This is a genomic window from Roseateles asaccharophilus (assembly GCF_031458115.1).
In the GTDB taxonomy this organism is placed as follows: domain Bacteria; phylum Pseudomonadota; class Gammaproteobacteria; order Burkholderiales; family Burkholderiaceae_C; genus Pelomonas; species Pelomonas asaccharophilus_A.
In genome coordinates this window covers 92184-107528 of record NZ_JAVDXV010000010.1, presented here as the reverse complement: position 1 = coordinate 107528, position 15345 = coordinate 92184, and the positions used below count along the sequence as shown (strand labels likewise).

The following is a 15345-nucleotide window of genomic DNA, read 5'->3' as shown; positions in this document are numbered from 1 at the left end:
GTGTGGTCGTTCTTCAAATCTTGTTCACAGTCCAGCCGCCGCCGAGGGCGCGGACCAATTGCAGGTAGGCGGCGGTCTGCTCGCGCGCCGCATCCAGGGCGGCGCTGCCGGCGGCCAGCGCATTGCGTTCGTCGCGGGCCAGCGCCTGGCCGCTGATCAAGCCCACGCGGGCCTGGGCGCGGCTGGCGTCGGCGATGCGCTGCCAGTGGCCGCGCGTGGTCTCGGCCTCGCGCCGGTTGGCCGTGGCGGCATGCCAGCGCAGCAGCGCCTGCTCCACCTCGGCGACGGCGCCGCGCCATTGCGCCTCCAGGCCCGCGCGCGCCTCGGCTTCTTGCGCACGGGCGCTGGCCGTCGCGGCCGCGCGGCCACCACCGTCGAAGATCGGGATGGTCAGCGTGGGCGCCAGGTTCCAGATCGTGCCGGTCACGTTGCCGCCATCGACCTCCCAGCGGCCCCGGCCCACCAGCGCACCGAAGCTGAGCTGCGGCGCGCGCTCGGCGATGGCCGTGCCATCCGCGTCCAGTGCGGCGGCCTGCCACTGGCGCAGCGCGGCGGCCAGGTCGGCGCGGCGCTCCAGCAAGGTGGCGGGCAGCTGCTGCACCCCCAGTGCGGCGGGCTGCGGCAGCGGTGCTTGCGTGAGCTGCAACGTGGCAGCGTCATCGGCCACCAGCAGCGCCAGCGTCTGCAGCCAGGCGCCGCGCTGCTCCAGCCAGGCCTGCGTGGCGCTGCGGGCACCGGCGGCCAGCGTCTGGCCCAGCGCGGCCTGCGCGGCGCTGAGCGTGCCGGCGCGCGCGGCATCGGCGTCGGCCTTGGCCAGCCGTTCGGCCAGCGCCTCGTCTCGGCGCGCCAGTTCGAGCTGCGCATCGGCATGGCGCCACGCGAACAGCGCCTGCGCCACCTCGACGGCCAGCGTCTGGCGCGCATGGGCCAGCGTCAGCTCGGCGGCCTCGGCACGCGCGCCCGCGGCATCGCGCGCGGCGCGCGCGCTGCCGAACAGGTCGACCTCCCAGCCGGCCTGCACGGTCCAGGTCGCGCTGGTGCTGGGCGACAGCGGCGGCGCCATCTGGCCGCGGTTGGGCGACACCTGGCTGAAGAAGCGCGGGCCCAAAGCGGCCTGCGCGGCACCGCGCTGCGCCTGAGCCAGCGCGAGACGGGCGCGCGCCTGGGCCAGCGTGGGGCTCTGCGCCCAGGCCTTGTCGACCAGCGCGGGCAGTGCCGGATCGGCCATGCCTTGCCACCAGTCGGCGGCCAGCTCGGCGCCGGCCTGCGGGGTCTGCCAGGCGGCAGGCAGGCGCGGGGGTGACTCGGGAGCCGGCGCGCGCGGCGTGGCGCAGGCGGCCAGCAGCAGCGCCCCGGCCAGGGGCAGTAGAGATCTCGTCATCGGGTGCTTCTCGGGGTCTTCTTCGTCAGGCCGCGGCGGCGGCGCTCGTGCTCCACCAGGGCCAGGCCCCAGTCGACGATGCGCTCGCCCACCTCCTCCAGCGCGCCGGGCGCGTCCAGCATGCCGGGCGTCATCAGGTCCATCAGCGGGCGGCTCAGGCAGTAGTCATGCGCCATGGCCTGCAGGCCGTACAGCAGCTGATGCAGCGCCGGGTCGGGTTTCTCCAGGCCCATGTGCCGGCACAGCACGGCGGCCATGGCCTGGTGCACCGGCGCGATCAGCTCGGTGAACACCTCGGCGAACACCGGGCTGGGCCGCTGCATCTCGTTCAGGTAGAGCTGCATGACGGCGCGCTCGTCGGGGTCGCCGTCGTCGTCCATGAAGGGCAGCAGCACGCGCTGCAGCACCTCGCGCAGCGACAGCGCCGGGTCGTCGAAGCCGGCCAGCTCGGCATTCAGCGCCTCGATGGGCGTCGTCAGCACGGCACGGTACAGGCCGTCCTTGTCGCCGAAGTGGTAGTGGATGGCGCCGGGGTTCAGCCCCGCCGCGCCGCAGATCTCGCGCGTGGTGGTGCGGGCCACGCCCTGCTCGGCGAACAGCCGCGCCGCCGCGCTGAGCAGCATGGCGCGGGCATCGACGGCGTCTTCCTTGGCGCGGCGGCCGGCGCGCGACGGCGGCGGAGCGACGGGCTCGACGGGGTGCTTCCTGGGTGACATGGGCGCGGACTGTAAACGACAATCAAGCGCTTGATTGATTTCGTTTGATGTCGTTTTGTTTCACAAGCCGCATGGCCTGACCCCGGAATCCACCCGGCGCACCATCCATCGAACAAGCCCTAGACTGGCCCGATGAAGCCCGCTGCCCTCTTCCTCGTGCTGCTTGCCGCAACGGCCCGCGCCGAACCCGTCGGTTCCGTGGACACCGCGTTCAAGCTCATAGGCCCCGACCACAAGATCGTCGTGGACGCCTACGACGACCCCAAGGTGCAGGGCGTGGCCTGCTATGTGTCGCGCGCCAAGACCGGCGGCATCAAGGGCGCCATCGGCCTGGCCGAGGACAAGGCCGAGGCGTCCATCGCCTGCCGGCAGGTCGGGCCCATCAGCATCAAGCAGCCGCTGCCGCAGCAGGAAGAGGTGTTCAACGAACGCATCTCGCTGGTGTTCAAGAAGCTGCGCATCGTCCGCATGGTGGATGCCACGCGCAACACGCTGGTCTACCTGACCTACTCCGACCGCCTCATCGACGGCTCGCCGCAGAACAGCGTGACCGCCGTGCCGGTGGCCCGTGACACGCCCATTCCGCTGAAGAAATGACCTTCACCGACGCTCTTTTTGCGCTGATGCCGCTGCAGGCCATGGCGGCCGCGCTGGTGCTCATCGTCTTCATCGGCTGGCGCGGCGCCAACGCCGGCGGCCGCTGGGCGCAGGTGGCGCTGCTGGTGCTGGGCCTGGGCCTGGTGCTGCTGAGCCCGGCATTCGGTGGGCCGGACGAAGCCCCCATGGGCGTGCAGCTGGCGGGCTTCGCGGCCATCAGCACCGGGCTGTCATCGCTGTGGTGGGCGCTGGGCCTGTGGCTGGCGCCGCAGCGCGGCCGGCGCGCGATGGCAGCGGCGCCCGTCGTCATCGCGCTGCTGCACGCACTGCTGTGGCGGCAGCGCATGCTGGCACTGGCGCTGTCCGACCTGGTGCTGGCCGCGCAGCTCATCTGGCTGGGCGTGCTGCTGGCCCGCCCCGGCCGGGCCAGCGTCTTGCAGGGACTGAACAGCCGCCGCTGGCGCATGCTGGGCCTGGCCGCCGTGGTGCCACTGATGTTGATGCTGAGCTGGCGCGCGGCCATCGTGGCGCGGGGCCACGGCGACACCGCGCTGCCCGACCTGCTGCTTGGCCTGACCGGCCAGCTGGCGCTGCTGCTGGCGCTGCCCATGGTGCTGCTGGCCTGGCGCAGCCAGGTCGAGTCCGAGCTGGCGCGGCTGACACAGACCGATGGCCTGACCGGCCTGACCGACAGCGCCGCCTTCACGCAGCGCTCGGTGGAGCTGATCTCGATGGCGCGCCGCTACGACGAACCGCTGGCGCTGGTCGTCGTGCGGCTGGACGGCCTGGATGCGCTGCGCGACGAGCACGGCCCCGATTTCGCCGACCGCGCGCTGGCACTGTTCGCCAGCTGCGTGCAGGCGCAGATGCGGCTGGGGGACCTCGCCGGCCGGCTGGGCGACGACCGCTTCGGCGTGCTGATGGCCCGCTGCCTGCCCGAAGGCCCGCAAGCGCTGGACCGCCGGCTGCGCGCCGCGCTGGCAGGGCGAGCACAGATGGAGCTGGGCATGCAGCCCACGTTCAGCGCCGGCTGGGCCAAGCTGCGCCCCGGCGACCGCGGCCTGCCCGACCTGCAGCGCCGCGCCGAGACCGCGCTGTACGAGGCGACACGCGCCGGCAGCGGCCAGCTGATGGCGGAGCCTGGTGTGACCGACTGACATGAGCGCGTCCGACAACCTCGTTGACGAGTGGGTCGGCCACAACCTGCTGGCCACCGACCCGGCGCTGCTGGCCGCGCTGCGCGCCGCCGCGCCCCAGGCCGTGGAGCCGCTGACGCGCTACGGCGCCGAGCTGGGCAGCGCCGAGACCGCGCAGCTGGCGCGCGAAGCCAACCGCCATGGCCCGCAGCTGCGCCAGCTGGACGCGCGCGGCCGGCGCATCGACGCGGTGGACTTCCACCCGGCCTGGCACCAGTTGCTGGCGATGTACCGGCGGCAAGGCCTGGTGGCCGACGTGTTCGCCACCGACACGCCCGGTCGCTGGGCGGCGTTCGCGGCCGGCTGCTATCTGCACGGTCAAGTGGAGGCCGGCAGCCTGTGCCCGGCCACGATGACGCAGGCGGCCATCCCGGTGCTGGCCAAGCAGCCCGAGCTGTTCGGCCCGCTGCGCGACAAGTTCTTCAGCCGCGCGCACGATGGGCGCGATGTGCCGCTGGCCGACAAGCCCTCGATCTGGGTCGGCATGGGCATGACCGAAAAGCAGGGCGGCTCGGACCTGCGCCGCGTGGCGACCACGGCCGTCGAGCAGGGCGACGGCAGCCACCTCATCACCGGCCACAAGTGGTTCTTCTCGGCGCCCACCAGCGACGCGCACCTGGTGCTGGCTCGCACCGAGGCCGGCCCCACCTGCTTCTGGCTGCCACGCTACACGCCCGACGGCGCGCGCAACGCGGTGCACGTGATGCGGCTGAAAGACAAGCTGGGCAACCGCAGCAACGCCAGCAGCGAGGTCGAGTTCCACGGCGCCTGGGCGCAACGGCTGGGCGACGAGGGCCGGGGCATCCCGACGCTGATCGAGATGGCCGGCTACACGCGGCTGAACTGCGTCATCGGCAGCGCCGCGCTGCTGCGCGCCGGGCTGACCCAGGCGCTGCACAACGCGCGCGAGCGCCACGCCTTCGGCCGCGCGCTGGCCGAACAGCCGCTGATGCAGACCGTGCTGGCCGACCTCGCGCTGGAGAGCGAAGCGGCGATGCGGCTGATGCTGCGGCTTGCGCAGGGCTTCGAGCATGGTGAACCGGCCTGGCAGCGGCTGATGACGCCGGCCGCCAAGCTGTGGGTCTGCAAGCGCGCCATCGAATTCAGCGCCGAGGCGATGGAACTGCTGGGCGGCAACGGCTATGTGGAAGATGGCGTGCTGGCGCGGCTGTACCGCGAGGCGCCGGTCAACTCCATCTGGGAAGGCTCGGGCAATGTGATGGCGCTGGACGTGCTGCGCGCCGTGGCCCGCGAACCCGATGTCGCGCTGGCACTGCTGGACGGGTTCGCCACCAGCCCCGACGCACCGGTGCAGGCCGAGGCCGCGGCGCTGAAACGCTTGCTGACCGGCGATCCCGCCGCACTGGAAGCCCAGGCCCGCCGCGTCGCGCAAGGTCTGGTGCTGTGCGCGCAGGCCGTGCTGATGCGCCAGCAGTCGGCCACCGCGGCGGCGGACGCGTTCATCGCGACGCGCTTCGGCGGCGATGGCCGGCTGCTGGGCACGCAGGCCGTGCCGCAGGCGGCGCAGATCCTGGCAGCGGCGCTGGCCGGCTGAGCCTTGTCGGCTTTGTCCGACAAGGCGACACGCCGCGCACCGATGCGTGCGCCCGCCAAGCTCGGAGATGCTGGCGTCAACGTCAGCAAGCCTCAGGAGCCCCTCATGGCAGACCACAGCAGCCCCTTCGAGACCGCCGTCCAAGCCGCCCCCAGCCGCCCACTGCTGTCTGCACTGACTCGCTGGTGGCCCGGCGCGGCCGATGCGTCTGCGGCCGACCCGGTGCTGGGCTACGAGTCCGCCCAGCCCTGGACGCTGGACGATGTGCCGGGCGACGACATCCACGGCCCCTACTGATGCCGCCTCAAACACAAAGCCCCCGCGGCCTGCGCCGCGGGGGCTTTGTCTTTGATGGCCCCGCCGCTTACTGGATCAGGCCGTTCTTCAGCGCGTAATACGTCAGGTCGCTGTTGGTCGCGAGCTTGAGCTTCTCCAGCACGCGGGTGCGGTAGGTGCTGACGGTCTTCACGCTGAGGAACAGCGCCTCGGCGATGTGGCCCACGGTCTCGCCCTGGGCCAGGCGCAGGAAGACCTGGAACTCGCGCTCCGACAGCGCCTCGTGCAGCGGCTTGTCGGGTGCGGCGCCGGCGGTACCGCCTCCCACCACGCTGTCAGCCAGCTGCTCGGCCACGGCCGGGCTGATGTAGCGGCGGCCGCGCGCGACCAGCCGGATCGCATTGGCGATCTCGTCGGGATCGCACTCCTTGTTCAGGTAGCCGCTGGCGCCCTGGCGCAGCAGCGTCGTCGCGTAGTGCGCCTCGGGAAAGCCGCTGAGGATGAGCACGGGCAGCTCCGGGAAGCGCGCCTTGATGGCCGCCAGCGCGTCCACGCCGCTCTGGTCGGGCATGGAGATGTCCAGCAGCAACACATCCACGTCGCCCTTGCGGGCCATGTCCAGTGCCTCGTGACCGCTGCTGCCCTCGCCGGTGACGCGGAGGTCCACGTGGTCGGACAGGAACTGGCGCAGTCCGGTGCGCACGATGGCGTGGTCGTCAACGATGCCGATGCGGATCATGGTGTCGTCTTTTGTAGAGGTGATGCATTCAGCGTAACAGCCGCATGGCACCGCCTCCAGCGGCGGGCGTCCTACAAATGCGCCGGACATGTCTGACAGAGGCCCTAGCCGCGGGACTATTCCGACGCCCTGGGCCAACTCCGATAGTTCGCTCCAGCGGCCCCGGAGCCGCCCAACAAGGAGAAACCTCATGAACAAGCCTGTCCTGTCCCTCGCCCTCGCCACCGCCCTGATTGCCACGCTGGGCACCACCGGCTGCGCCGTCTCGAGCAAGCAGCAGACCGTCGGCTCGTACATCGACGACGCGACGCTGACCACCCGCGTCAAGTCCAAGTTCGCCGCCGACCCGGTCGTCAGCGCCATGGCCATCAGCGTCGAAACGCTGAAGGGCACGGTGCAGCTGTCGGGCTTTGCCAAGAGCGGCGACGAGCGCGCCACGGCCGAGAAGCTGGCGCGCGAGACCTCGGGCGTTGTTGCGGTGCGCAACGACATCCTGGTCCGCCAACCCCAGTGAATTAGTAACCGTCCTAGGACTATTCCTACAACGTGACGCGTTGCCCATGCTGCCGGCCCGACGCAGAAGCGGTCCATACTTGATCCCCATCACGCCATACCGCCGAACCGTCGGGCCATGCCAGCACTCAAAGCGTTCATCGTCGAAGACAGCCCGGTGATCCTGGAGAACCTGGTCGCCACGCTGGAAGAGCTGGCCCAGGTCGAGGTGGTGGGCTCGGTGCCCGACGAGGCCGGCGCGGTGCGCTGGATGAGCCGGGACCCCGAGGCCAACGCCGACCTGTTCATCGTTGACGTGTTTCTGCGCTCCGGCACCGGCCTGGGCGTCCTGCAGGCCGCCCAGCAGCTGGGCGTGCGGGCCCGGCGCGTGGTGCTGACCAACTACGCGACCGACGAGATGCGCCGCCGCTGCGCCAGCCTAGGTGCCGAACGCGTGTTCGACAAGAGCCGCGAACTGGACGACCTCATCAGCTACTGCGCCGAACTGGCGGACGTTGGCTCTGCCGGTCCCTCTGCAGCCGTTGGCTGAACGGCACGCGGTGCTGCGTCATCTCGACCCCTGGCTGGAGGGCGCGGCTCGCAACCGCGGCCTGGCCGTGGGCTTTGCCGCGCTGGCCGCGGCGGCCGTCATGGGCGTCAGCGAGGCCGCCTTCTGGGGCGCCGACCAGGCCCTCAAGCAATCCCAGGCCCGCCACCTCGCACGCGACGACAGCCTGCGCCTGCGCGAGCTGCTGACCAATGCGGAGACCGCCCAGCGCGGCTTCCTGCTGACCGGTCGGGACGACTACCTCGCGCCGGTACACCAGGCCGAGCGCGAGCTGCCCGACGTGCTGAAGCGCCTGCGCGGCCAGTACGAGAGCTCCGAGTGGGCCGCCCTCATCAACGACGCCAGCGTGCGCGCCAACGAGAAACTCTCGGAGCTGCAGCTGGTCGTCAAGCTCTACCGCGATGGCAACACGCCGGCCTGGCAGGGCCTGGTGGAGTCCGACATCGGCCGCGAGAAGATGCAGGCGGTGCGCGACGCCGTGGTGCAGCTGGACCGCCACGAACTGACGCAGATCGCCCGCGAGCGCGAGGCCGTCTTCAAGTCGCTGACCTACGGCCGCCTGGGCGTGCACGGCCTGACGCTGCTGAGCCTGTTCGGCCTGGCCATCTTCCTGCGCCGCAACGAGGCCTTGCACAAGGCGCGTCGCGAGCACGCCTCCGAGCTGGCCAGCGAGCGCGACCGGCTGGACCGCGAGGTGGCCCGGCGCACGGCCGAGCTGACCGAACTGGCCCAGCATTTGCAGACCGTGCGCGAGGACGAGCGTGCCCGCCTGGCCCGCGAGCTGCACGACGAGCTGGGCGCGCTGCTGACCGCTGCCAAGCTGGACGTGGCCCGCATCCGCCGCATGACCAAGACGGCGGCGCCCGAGATCGACGAGCGGCTCAAGCACATGAGCGAGCTGCTGGACCAGGGCATCGCGCTGAAGCGCCGCATCATCGAAGACCTGCGCCCGTCGGCGCTGTCCAACCTGGGCCTGATCCCCGCGCTGGAGATCCTGACCACAGAGTTCGCGCAGCGCTCCGGCCTGCAACTGAGCCTGGAGCTGACCGAGAACCCCACCGACGACGCCGACCGCCTGGCCCTGTACCGGCTGGTGCAGGAGGCGCTGACCAATGTGCTGCGCCACGCCAAGGCCAAGCATGTGCGGGTGTCGCTGGGCGAGGCCGACGGCTGGCTGCAACTGCACATCCGCGACGACGGCCAGGGCTTCAACCCCGAGGCCGTGGGCTCGGGCCACCACGGGCTGCTGGGCATGCGCTACCGCATCGAGAGCCTGGGCGGCACGCTGCAGCTGCTGTCCGCGCCGGGCCGCGGCACGCTGGTGCTGGCGCGGCTGCCACGCCGCTCGGCGCCGCCGTCCGCGCCGATGCCGCTGCCGGCCGCGCCCGACGCCGCCGCAGCGTCCTGAAGTCCTACAACGCCTGCCTGCGGGCACCGACACGAGCGCCCCGGCGCGGCCGCCACACTGGCCGCAAGCTGCCGGAGAGCCTCATGCCTGCCCACCATCCTTCCGCACCGCCCGTTGCCGGCGCCCACATCGTGTCGCACGATTACTCGCCCGCGCCGAGTTCGCGTCGCCGCGTGCACGCCGTTGCTGCCGTCATGTTGGGCGGCGCTTTGCTGGCCACGGCAGCGCTGCAGCTGGCGGATGAGCGACCGCTGAGCCAGCAGCTGGGCAGCGCGCTGCGCCAGACCGGCGACACGCTGCAGCAATGGCAGCACCAGCTCGCGCGCGGCTTGCAGGTCTCGCTGCGCGCCGTGGCCGATGGCCGCGACACGCCGGACAAGCCCGCCGGAACCGACGACCGCGCCGTCAGCGCGCAGGCGCCGCTGCCACAGCGACGCTAGTAGACGGACACCGGCGCCTCCTCGGCCGCCACCGTCAGCACGCCGGCCACCGGCTCCGGCCGGTGCAGCAGGAAGCCCTGCACCTCGCCCACGCCCAGTCGCACCAACTCCAGCAGCACCTCGGGCGTCTCCACGCACTCGGCCACCGTGGTCAGCCCCAGCGTGCGCGCCACGTCCACGAAGCTGCGCACGGCGACCTGGTCCAGCGGATCGGTCATCAGCGCACGCACGAACTGGCCGTCGATCTTCAGCACATCCACCGGCAGCGCCTTCAGGTAGCTGTACGACGACGCACCCGCGCCGAAGTCGTCCAGCGCGATGCGCACACCCAGGGCTCGCATCTGCATGATGAAGCGGGCCGCCTCGGTCAGTCGCGTGATGACCGCCGTCTCGGTGATCTCCAGGCACAGCGCGGACGCGCGCTGCGGCCCCAGCTGCAGCAGCAGGCTGCGCGCCTCCTGGTGGAAGGCGGCGTCCTGCAGCGTCAGCGCCGACACATTGACCGCCAGCGACGCAATCTCCGGCCCGCCCTCGCGCTGCAGCATCCCCACGGCCTGGCGCAGCACCCAGCGGTCCAGCCGCGGCGCGATGTGGAAGCGCTCGGCCGCCGGCATGAAGGCGCCGGGCAGCACGCGGCTGCCGTCGCGCTCGCGCAGCCGCAGCAGCAGCTCGCCGCGGATGCGGCCGTCATCTTGCGCGCCCTGGGCCGGCAGCACGCGCTGCAGGTCCAGCTCGAAGCGCTCCTCGTCCAGCGCCTGCTGCAACCGCGTGGCCCAGCGGTGCTCGCTCTGGTGGGCGCGCAGCGTCGCGTCGTTCGGCGCCCAGACCTGCACGCGATTGCGGCCCTGCTCCTTGGCGATCATGCAGCAGGCATCGGCCTCGCGCAGCGCGGCCTCGGCATCGGGCCAGCGGCCATCCAGCGGCGCCACGCCGATGCTGACGCCGATGCGAAAGCTCTGCTCGCCTTCCACGTGCCGGTACTGATCCAGCGCGTCGCACAGCTTTTGCGCGACGTGCAGGGCCTCGTCCAGCGAGCAGTTCTCCAGGATGGCCGCGAACTCGTCGCCGCCCAGCCGCGCCACCGTGTCGCGCGCGCGCACGCCCGCCTCCAGCCGGCGTGCGACCTCGCGCAACACCTCGTCGCCGGCGGCGTGGCCGCAGTGGTCGTTGACGAGCTTGAAGCGGTCCAGGTCGAAGGCCAGGATGGCGTGCTCACTGCCGTCGCGGCGCGCGCGCTCGAAGCTGCGCGCCAGCCGCTGGCTGAACTCGGTGCGGTTGACCAGGCCGGTCAGCCCGTCGTGGCAGGCGCGCCAGCGGATCTCGTCGAACTGGCGGCGCTGCTGCGTCACGTCGCGGAACACCAGCACGGCACCCAGCACGCGGCCCGACGCATCGCGTATCGGCGCGACCGAATCGTCCACCGCGCACATGCGGCCGTCGCGGCCCATCAACATGGCGCCAGACGGCATCTGCGCCGGCTCGCCGCTGTCCAGGCACTGGCGAACAGGGTCGGTCAGCGGCTGCGAGCCATCCTCCCGCCAGGCCTGGAACACCTCGCCCGACGGCTGGCCCATGGCTTCCAGCGCCGACCAGCCGGTCAGGCGCTGCGCGACCGGGTTCAGCCAGCTGACGCGGCCCAGCGCGTCGGTGGTCAGCACCGCGTCGCCGATGGACTGAAGCGTCACCTCCAGCAGCTCGCGCTGCTCCTCCAGCTGCTGGCGCAACCGGCGCTGTTCGCTGATGTCCCAGCACACGCCGGACAGCCGCAACGCGCGCCCAGCGCCGTCGCGCAGCACGCGGCCCGACACGCGCAGCACATGCTCGCTGCCGTCGGGCCAGGCGATGCGCCATTCGCCCTCCAGTTGCGCGCCGCCCTTCAGCGCATCGCGCAACGCGCGGCCGGCCGTGCGTCGCTCGCGCGGCAGCAGGCGGCGGCGCCACAGCGCCATGTTCATCGGCTGGCCGTGGCCAGGCTCGCCGTGCAGCCGCCACATGACCTCGTCCCAGGCCAGCGTGCCGGCGCGCAGGTCCAGGTCCCACACGCCCACGCCGCCGCCATGCGTGGCCAGCGCCAGCCGGTCCAGCGTGCGCTCCAGCTCGGCGCGCACGGCGGCGGTGTCGGTGACGTCCTGCATGACGACGCCCACCCGGTCGCCATCCTCGCCGGTATCGCGCCCGCCCACCAGGCGCAGCATGCGTGATCCGCGCGAGCCCGCATCGCAGCGCAGCTCCACGTCCCAGCCTTCGCCATCCTGCGCCGCACGGCGCAGCGCCGCGTCCAGCATCGCAGCGCCATCGGGGCCGAAGCGCGCCAGCAACGCCTCCAGCGTCGGCACCTTGCCCGCCGGCAAACCCAGCAGCTCACAGGCGGAGTCGGACAAGACCAGCGCACCGCTGTGCGCCTCCCATTCCCAGGCGCCCACGCCGGCCAGGCGGCTGCAGCGCTCCAGGAAGCGCGCGTTCTGCGCCAAGGCTTGGGCGAGCACCGTCCCACCCAAAGGGGTGTGGCCGGACGCGAAGGCATCCGCGGGCAAGGGCGCGCTCGTCAAGTCAGGGGCTCCAGGTTGCGAAAGCATCCAGCTTGCCGGTCGCCAAAGAGGGCCCTTGTAGGACAAGGCCGGTACTGCCGTTTGTTACAGCGCCGCAGCCAACCGAGGTCGGTGCCGTCGCGTTCAATGGGCGCCAAGCGGCAACCGCCGCAACAGGAGTTTGAAATGACCTCACTGCGCCACTCCCTCACCCGCTGGCTCGCCCCCATGCTGCTGGGCCTGGCCGGCCTGACTGCCAGCTCGGCCCAGGCCGCGGACGTTGGTGTATCCATCGGTTTCAGCCAGCCGGGCGTATACGGCCGCGTGGACATCGGCCGCTACCCGCACCCGGTGCTGATCGCGCCGCAGCCGGTCTACGTGGGCCGGCCCAGCCACCGTGAGCCGGTCTACCTGTGGGTGCCGCCCGACCATCGCCGCCACTGGAACCGCCATTGCGGCCGCTACGGCGCCTGCGGTGCGCCCGTGTACTTCGTGGAAGACCGCTGGTATCGCGGGCATGTGGTGCAACACCATCACCATCGCGACCGCCATCACCACGACCATCGCCGCCACGACAGGCATGATCGCCACGATCACCGTGACCACCACGACCGGGATCGCGGCCACGGCCACCGCCACTGACGCGTGATCAGCGCGCCACTCGCAGCAGCTTGCCGCTGTCGGTGAGCAGCAGCAGCGCGCCGTCGGCCGCCGGCTTGACGGCGCGTATGCGTTCGCCGAGGTTGTCGAACAGGCGCTCGCGGCTGGCGACGGTGTCGCCGGCCAGCGTCAGCCGCCACAGCGCCTGGCCGGCCAGCGCGCCGACGAACAGATTGCCCTGCCACTCGGGGAACATCGCGCCGTTGTAGAACGCGATGCCGGCCGGCGCGATGGACGTAGGCACCCACCAGGTCAGCGGCTCGACGAAGCGCGGCGCATGTGTGCCGCCGCCGATGGCGCAGGCGGTGCCCACCGGGTCGCCATAGTTGCAGCCGTAGCTGACCGTGGGCCAGCCGTAGTTGGCACCGGCGCGGGCGATGTTGATCTCGTCGCCGCCCTGCGAGCCATGCTCGCTGACCCACAGCTCGCCGGTGACCGGATGCAGCGCCGCCCCCTGCGGGTTGCGGTGGCCCATGCTCCACAAGCCCGGCCGCGCGCCGTTGCCGAAGGACGGGTTGTCGGCCGGGATGCTGCCGTCGCGGTTCACGCGCACCACCTTGCCCAGCGTCTGCGCGACGTCCTGCGCCGGGCTGCCCTGCTGGCGTTCGCCCAGCGTGATGAACAGCGTCTTGTCGCGCGCGAACACCAGCCGCGAGCCGTAGTGGCCGCCACCGCTGACCTTGGGCGCCTGGCGGAAGATGACGGTCAGGCCCGACAAGGCATTGCCCGACAGCTGCGCCCGCGCGACCGCGGTGCCGGACCGCCCCGCCTCGGCGCCGCTGCCGGGCTCGGCGTAGCTCAGGTAGACGAAGCCGTTGGTGTCGAAGTCCGGGTCCAGCGCCACATCCAGCAGCCCGCCCTGGCCAGCGCTGTCGACCGTGGGCGTGCCGCTGATGGTCTGGCGGTTGGCGAGGTCGGCCGCCACGCGCGCCAGGCTGCCGCGCCGCTGCGTGACCAGCCAGCTGCCGTCGGGCAGCACAGCCATGCCCCAGGGGCTGTCCAGCTGCACCGGCTGGGCCGTGACGCGTGGCGCCGTCGCGGGTGGTGGCGCCGGAGCCGGCGTGGGAGCGGGTGCAGGAGCCGGCGACGGCGTGCTGCCGTCACCGCCGCCGCCACAGGCCGCCAGCAAGGCCAGACCCAGGCACCAGGCGAGTCGCGGGGAAGGGGGCGGAGGCATGCGCATGCAGGGCTTCCTGACGTGAGGGCCCCTGCAATATCGCGCAATGCCGCCGCGGCGGCGTAAGCAAATCTTGCCGTCAGCGCTTGGGCAGCGGGTAGCTGGCCAGGCTGGCATAGCCCTTGGCCGACAGCGCCTGCACGCCGAACACCACGTTGTCCTTGCTGACCGGCAGCGTCACGCGCGTGGTCTTGCCCACGTCCTTGGCCTGCTGCCAGGTGGCCGAATCGGTGTCGCGCCAGACGACGCGGTAGCCGGCCACCTCCGGGTCGTCGCTGGCGGCCCACTCCAGCGTGGAGTCGTTGGTCAGGCCGCTGGCATCCAGCCGCACGCCCTTCGGAGCCGCCGGCGCCCAGGCCAGCGTGGCCAGGCCGGCCAGGTTGGCGCGGCTGACGTCGGCCACGTAGTTGAAGTCGACGAACTCGGGCAGGTCGCCATAGACGACGCCGTTCTCGCAAGGCAGCGACGAGCCGCCTCTAGCTGCCTTGCCCCCCTCGGGGGGCGGCTGACGGGAACCGTCAGCCTGGGGGCATTCGACCCTCGGGTTCTGGTGCTGGTAGGCGAAGTTCTCGAACGGCTCCGTGAAGCGCACGGCCGCGTAGCCACGCTCCAGGAAGGGAATGTGGTCGCCGCCGCGCAGGTAGCGGTCGCGCCGCTGGATCAGCTGCACGGTGAAGCCGGGCATGGCCTTTTCGGCGGCGGCCTTCAGGTGGCGACCCAGCTGGTGCGTGGGCAGGTCCTCGTTGGCGCCGGCCTGCAGCAGCGGCAGCAGCTCGGCCTGCATCGCAGCGAAGGCCTTCTGGTCGGCCGGCGTCGCGGGGCGGTTGGCCTGGGCCTGCAGCAGCAGGCGCACCAACGGGTCCAGCCCGTCGGCGAACAGCCGCATGCGCTTGGGATCATGCTGGCCGGCGTCGCCGCGCGAGCTGCCGACGATGTCGTTGGTGATCATGGCCTCCACGTTCAGGCCCTCCGCGCGCGCATCGCGCGCCCACTGCGCGGCGCCCAGCAGGCCTTGCTCCTCGCCGGGCACGGCCATGAACACCAGCGTCGCGTCGAACTGGCGGCTGGCCATCACGCAGGCCAGCTCCATCACGGCGGCGGTGCCAGACGCGTCGTCATTGGCGCCCGGCGCCTCGCCCAGCGAGTCCATCACATCGCTGTTGCGCGAGTCGTAGTGGCCACTGACGACCAGATAGCGTCCCTTGCTGGCGCCACGCCCCGGCAGCGTCGCGACGATGTTGACCAGCTCGGTCGGCTGCGGCACACGCGCGCCGGCGGGCTCGATGAAGCTCTGCTCCTCGACCTTCAACCGCCCGCCCGAGGCCTTGGCGCAGGCCTGCAGTTCGGCCGTGATCCAGCGCCGGGCGGCGCCGATGCCGCGCGTGTCCGACGCGATGTCGGACAGCGTGTGCCGCGTGCCGAAGGACACCAGCTTGCGGATGCGCGCCTCGATGCGCGAGGCGCTGACGTCGGCCAGCATGGCCTTCAGGTCGTCGGCGGGCGTTTGGGCCTGGGCCGAGGTGGCCAGCAGGGCGAAGGCGAGAGCGCTGAGTCGGGCGTGCATGAAAAAGATTCTGCCCTTGCCGTGCCGCCCCGGTTCTTCTACGCTGAG

15 protein-coding genes are annotated in these 15345 nt (G+C 71.9%); 9 read left to right on the top strand and 6 right to left on the bottom strand.

The window, feature by feature from the left end; all coding sequences use genetic code 11:
* Positions 1-13: 13 nt before the first annotated feature.
* Complete coding sequence (locus tag J2X21_RS23230) at positions 14-1381, bottom strand: TolC family protein (RefSeq protein WP_310332504.1); 1368 nt, start codon at positions 1379-1381, stop codon at positions 14-16.
* Entirely contained in the window at positions 1378-2097 is a 720-nt protein-coding gene (locus tag J2X21_RS23225) for a TetR/AcrR family transcriptional regulator (protein WP_310332503.1), read from the bottom strand. The genes J2X21_RS23230 and J2X21_RS23225 overlap by 4 nt, the downstream gene beginning before the upstream one ends.
* 132 nt (positions 2098-2229) lie before the next feature.
* On the opposite strand from J2X21_RS23225, the gene J2X21_RS23220 reads away from it, so the two are divergent.
* The 4 genes from J2X21_RS23220 (at position 2230) to J2X21_RS23205 (ending at position 5742) form a co-directional block, all read left to right on the top strand.
* Positions 2230-2694: a CreA family protein gene (locus J2X21_RS23220; RefSeq protein ID WP_310332502.1), complete on the top strand. Its 465-nt coding sequence runs from the start codon at positions 2230-2232 to the stop codon at positions 2692-2694.
* Entirely contained in the window at positions 2691-3851 is a 1161-nt protein-coding gene (locus J2X21_RS23215; RefSeq protein ID WP_310332501.1) for a GGDEF domain-containing protein, read from the top strand. Before J2X21_RS23220 ends, J2X21_RS23215 begins: the two co-directional genes overlap by 4 nt.
* A 1-nt stretch (position 3852) precedes the next feature.
* Positions 3853-5445, top strand: coding sequence for an acyl-CoA dehydrogenase family protein (locus tag J2X21_RS23210; protein WP_310332500.1), 1593 nt, complete (start codon positions 3853-3855; stop codon positions 5443-5445).
* Positions 5446-5550: 105 nt separating this feature from the next.
* Positions 5551-5742 carry a hypothetical protein gene (locus tag J2X21_RS23205; RefSeq protein WP_310332499.1) on the top strand — a complete coding sequence of 64 codons (192 nt, stop codon included), beginning with the start codon at positions 5551-5553 and terminating at the stop codon, positions 5740-5742.
* Positions 5743-5809: 67 nt separating this feature from the next.
* Here the strand turns inward: J2X21_RS23205 and J2X21_RS23200 are convergent, their stop codons facing one another.
* Complete coding sequence (locus J2X21_RS23200) at positions 5810-6460, bottom strand: response regulator (RefSeq protein ID WP_310332498.1); 651 nt, start codon at positions 6458-6460, stop codon at positions 5810-5812.
* Positions 6461-6650: 190 nt separating this feature from the next.
* Between J2X21_RS23200 and J2X21_RS23195 the strand changes: the two genes are divergently transcribed.
* From J2X21_RS23195 to J2X21_RS23180, 4 genes are all read left to right on the top strand, one after another.
* Positions 6651-6974 carry a BON domain-containing protein gene (locus J2X21_RS23195; RefSeq protein ID WP_310332497.1) on the top strand — a complete coding sequence of 108 codons (324 nt, stop codon included), beginning with the start codon at positions 6651-6653 and terminating at the stop codon, positions 6972-6974.
* Positions 6975-7091: 117 nt separating this feature from the next.
* Positions 7092-7502, top strand: coding sequence for a response regulator (locus J2X21_RS23190; protein WP_310332496.1), 411 nt, complete (start codon positions 7092-7094; stop codon positions 7500-7502).
* Between the two features lie 10 nt (positions 7503-7512).
* The gene (locus tag J2X21_RS23185; protein WP_310332495.1) at positions 7513-8928 is read left to right on the top strand and encodes a CHASE3 domain-containing protein; all 1416 of its coding nucleotides are present in this window, start codon (positions 7513-7515) and stop codon (positions 8926-8928) included.
* An 83-nt stretch (positions 8929-9011) separates the two neighbouring features.
* On the top strand, positions 9012-9368 hold the full coding sequence (locus tag J2X21_RS23180) for a hypothetical protein (RefSeq protein WP_310332494.1): 357 nt from the start codon (positions 9012-9014) through the stop codon (positions 9366-9368).
* Here J2X21_RS23180 and J2X21_RS23175 read toward each other — a convergent pair.
* Complete coding sequence (locus J2X21_RS23175) at positions 9365-11917, bottom strand: EAL domain-containing protein (protein ID WP_310332493.1); 2553 nt, start codon at positions 11915-11917, stop codon at positions 9365-9367. The genes J2X21_RS23180 and J2X21_RS23175 overlap by 4 nt on opposite strands.
* Positions 11918-12082: 165 nt before the next feature.
* Here J2X21_RS23175 and J2X21_RS23170 point away from each other — a divergent pair, with 165 nt between their 5' ends.
* Positions 12083-12538 (top strand): hypothetical protein, encoded by a 456-nt coding sequence (locus J2X21_RS23170; RefSeq protein ID WP_310332492.1) that lies wholly within the window; start codon positions 12083-12085, stop codon positions 12536-12538.
* A 7-nt stretch (positions 12539-12545) separates the two neighbouring features.
* Here the strand turns inward: J2X21_RS23170 and J2X21_RS23165 are convergent, their stop codons facing one another.
* Both J2X21_RS23165 and J2X21_RS23160 read right to left on the bottom strand, forming a co-directional pair.
* Entirely contained in the window at positions 12546-13739 is a 1194-nt protein-coding gene (locus J2X21_RS23165; protein ID WP_310332491.1) for a PQQ-dependent sugar dehydrogenase, read from the bottom strand.
* A gap of 73 nt (positions 13740-13812) precedes the next feature.
* On the bottom strand, positions 13813-15297 hold the full coding sequence (locus J2X21_RS23160; RefSeq protein WP_310332490.1) for a M28 family metallopeptidase: 1485 nt from the start codon (positions 15295-15297) through the stop codon (positions 13813-13815).
* Positions 15298-15345 lie beyond the last annotated feature (48 nt).

Bases quoted from the DNA above. Each gene is read 5' to 3' on its own strand.
- J2X21_RS23230 (WP_310332504.1), bottom strand. From the start codon at position 1,381: ATGACGAGATCTCTACTGCCCCTGGCCGGGGCGCTGCTGCTGGCCGCC.
- J2X21_RS23225 (WP_310332503.1), bottom strand. From the start codon at position 2,097: ATGTCACCCAGGAAGCACCCCGTCGAGCCCGTCGCTCCGCCGCCGTCG.
- J2X21_RS23220 (WP_310332502.1), top strand. From the start codon at position 2,230: ATGAAGCCCGCTGCCCTCTTCCTCGTGCTGCTTGCCGCAACGGCCCGC.
- J2X21_RS23215 (WP_310332501.1), top strand. From the start codon at position 2,691: ATGACCTTCACCGACGCTCTTTTTGCGCTGATGCCGCTGCAGGCCATG.
- J2X21_RS23210 (WP_310332500.1), top strand. From the start codon at position 3,853: ATGAGCGCGTCCGACAACCTCGTTGACGAGTGGGTCGGCCACAACCTG.
- J2X21_RS23205 (WP_310332499.1), top strand. From the start codon at position 5,551: ATGGCAGACCACAGCAGCCCCTTCGAGACCGCCGTCCAAGCCGCCCCC.
- J2X21_RS23200 (WP_310332498.1), bottom strand. From the start codon at position 6,460: ATGATCCGCATCGGCATCGTTGACGACCACGCCATCGTGCGCACCGGA.
- J2X21_RS23195 (WP_310332497.1), top strand. From the start codon at position 6,651: ATGAACAAGCCTGTCCTGTCCCTCGCCCTCGCCACCGCCCTGATTGCC.
- J2X21_RS23190 (WP_310332496.1), top strand. From the start codon at position 7,092: ATGCCAGCACTCAAAGCGTTCATCGTCGAAGACAGCCCGGTGATCCTG.
- J2X21_RS23180 (WP_310332494.1), top strand. From the start codon at position 9,012: ATGCCTGCCCACCATCCTTCCGCACCGCCCGTTGCCGGCGCCCACATC.
- J2X21_RS23170 (WP_310332492.1), top strand. From the start codon at position 12,083: ATGACCTCACTGCGCCACTCCCTCACCCGCTGGCTCGCCCCCATGCTG.
- J2X21_RS23165 (WP_310332491.1), bottom strand. From the start codon at position 13,739: ATGCGCATGCCTCCGCCCCCTTCCCCGCGACTCGCCTGGTGCCTGGGT.
- J2X21_RS23160 (WP_310332490.1), bottom strand. From the start codon at position 15,297: ATGCACGCCCGACTCAGCGCTCTCGCCTTCGCCCTGCTGGCCACCTCG.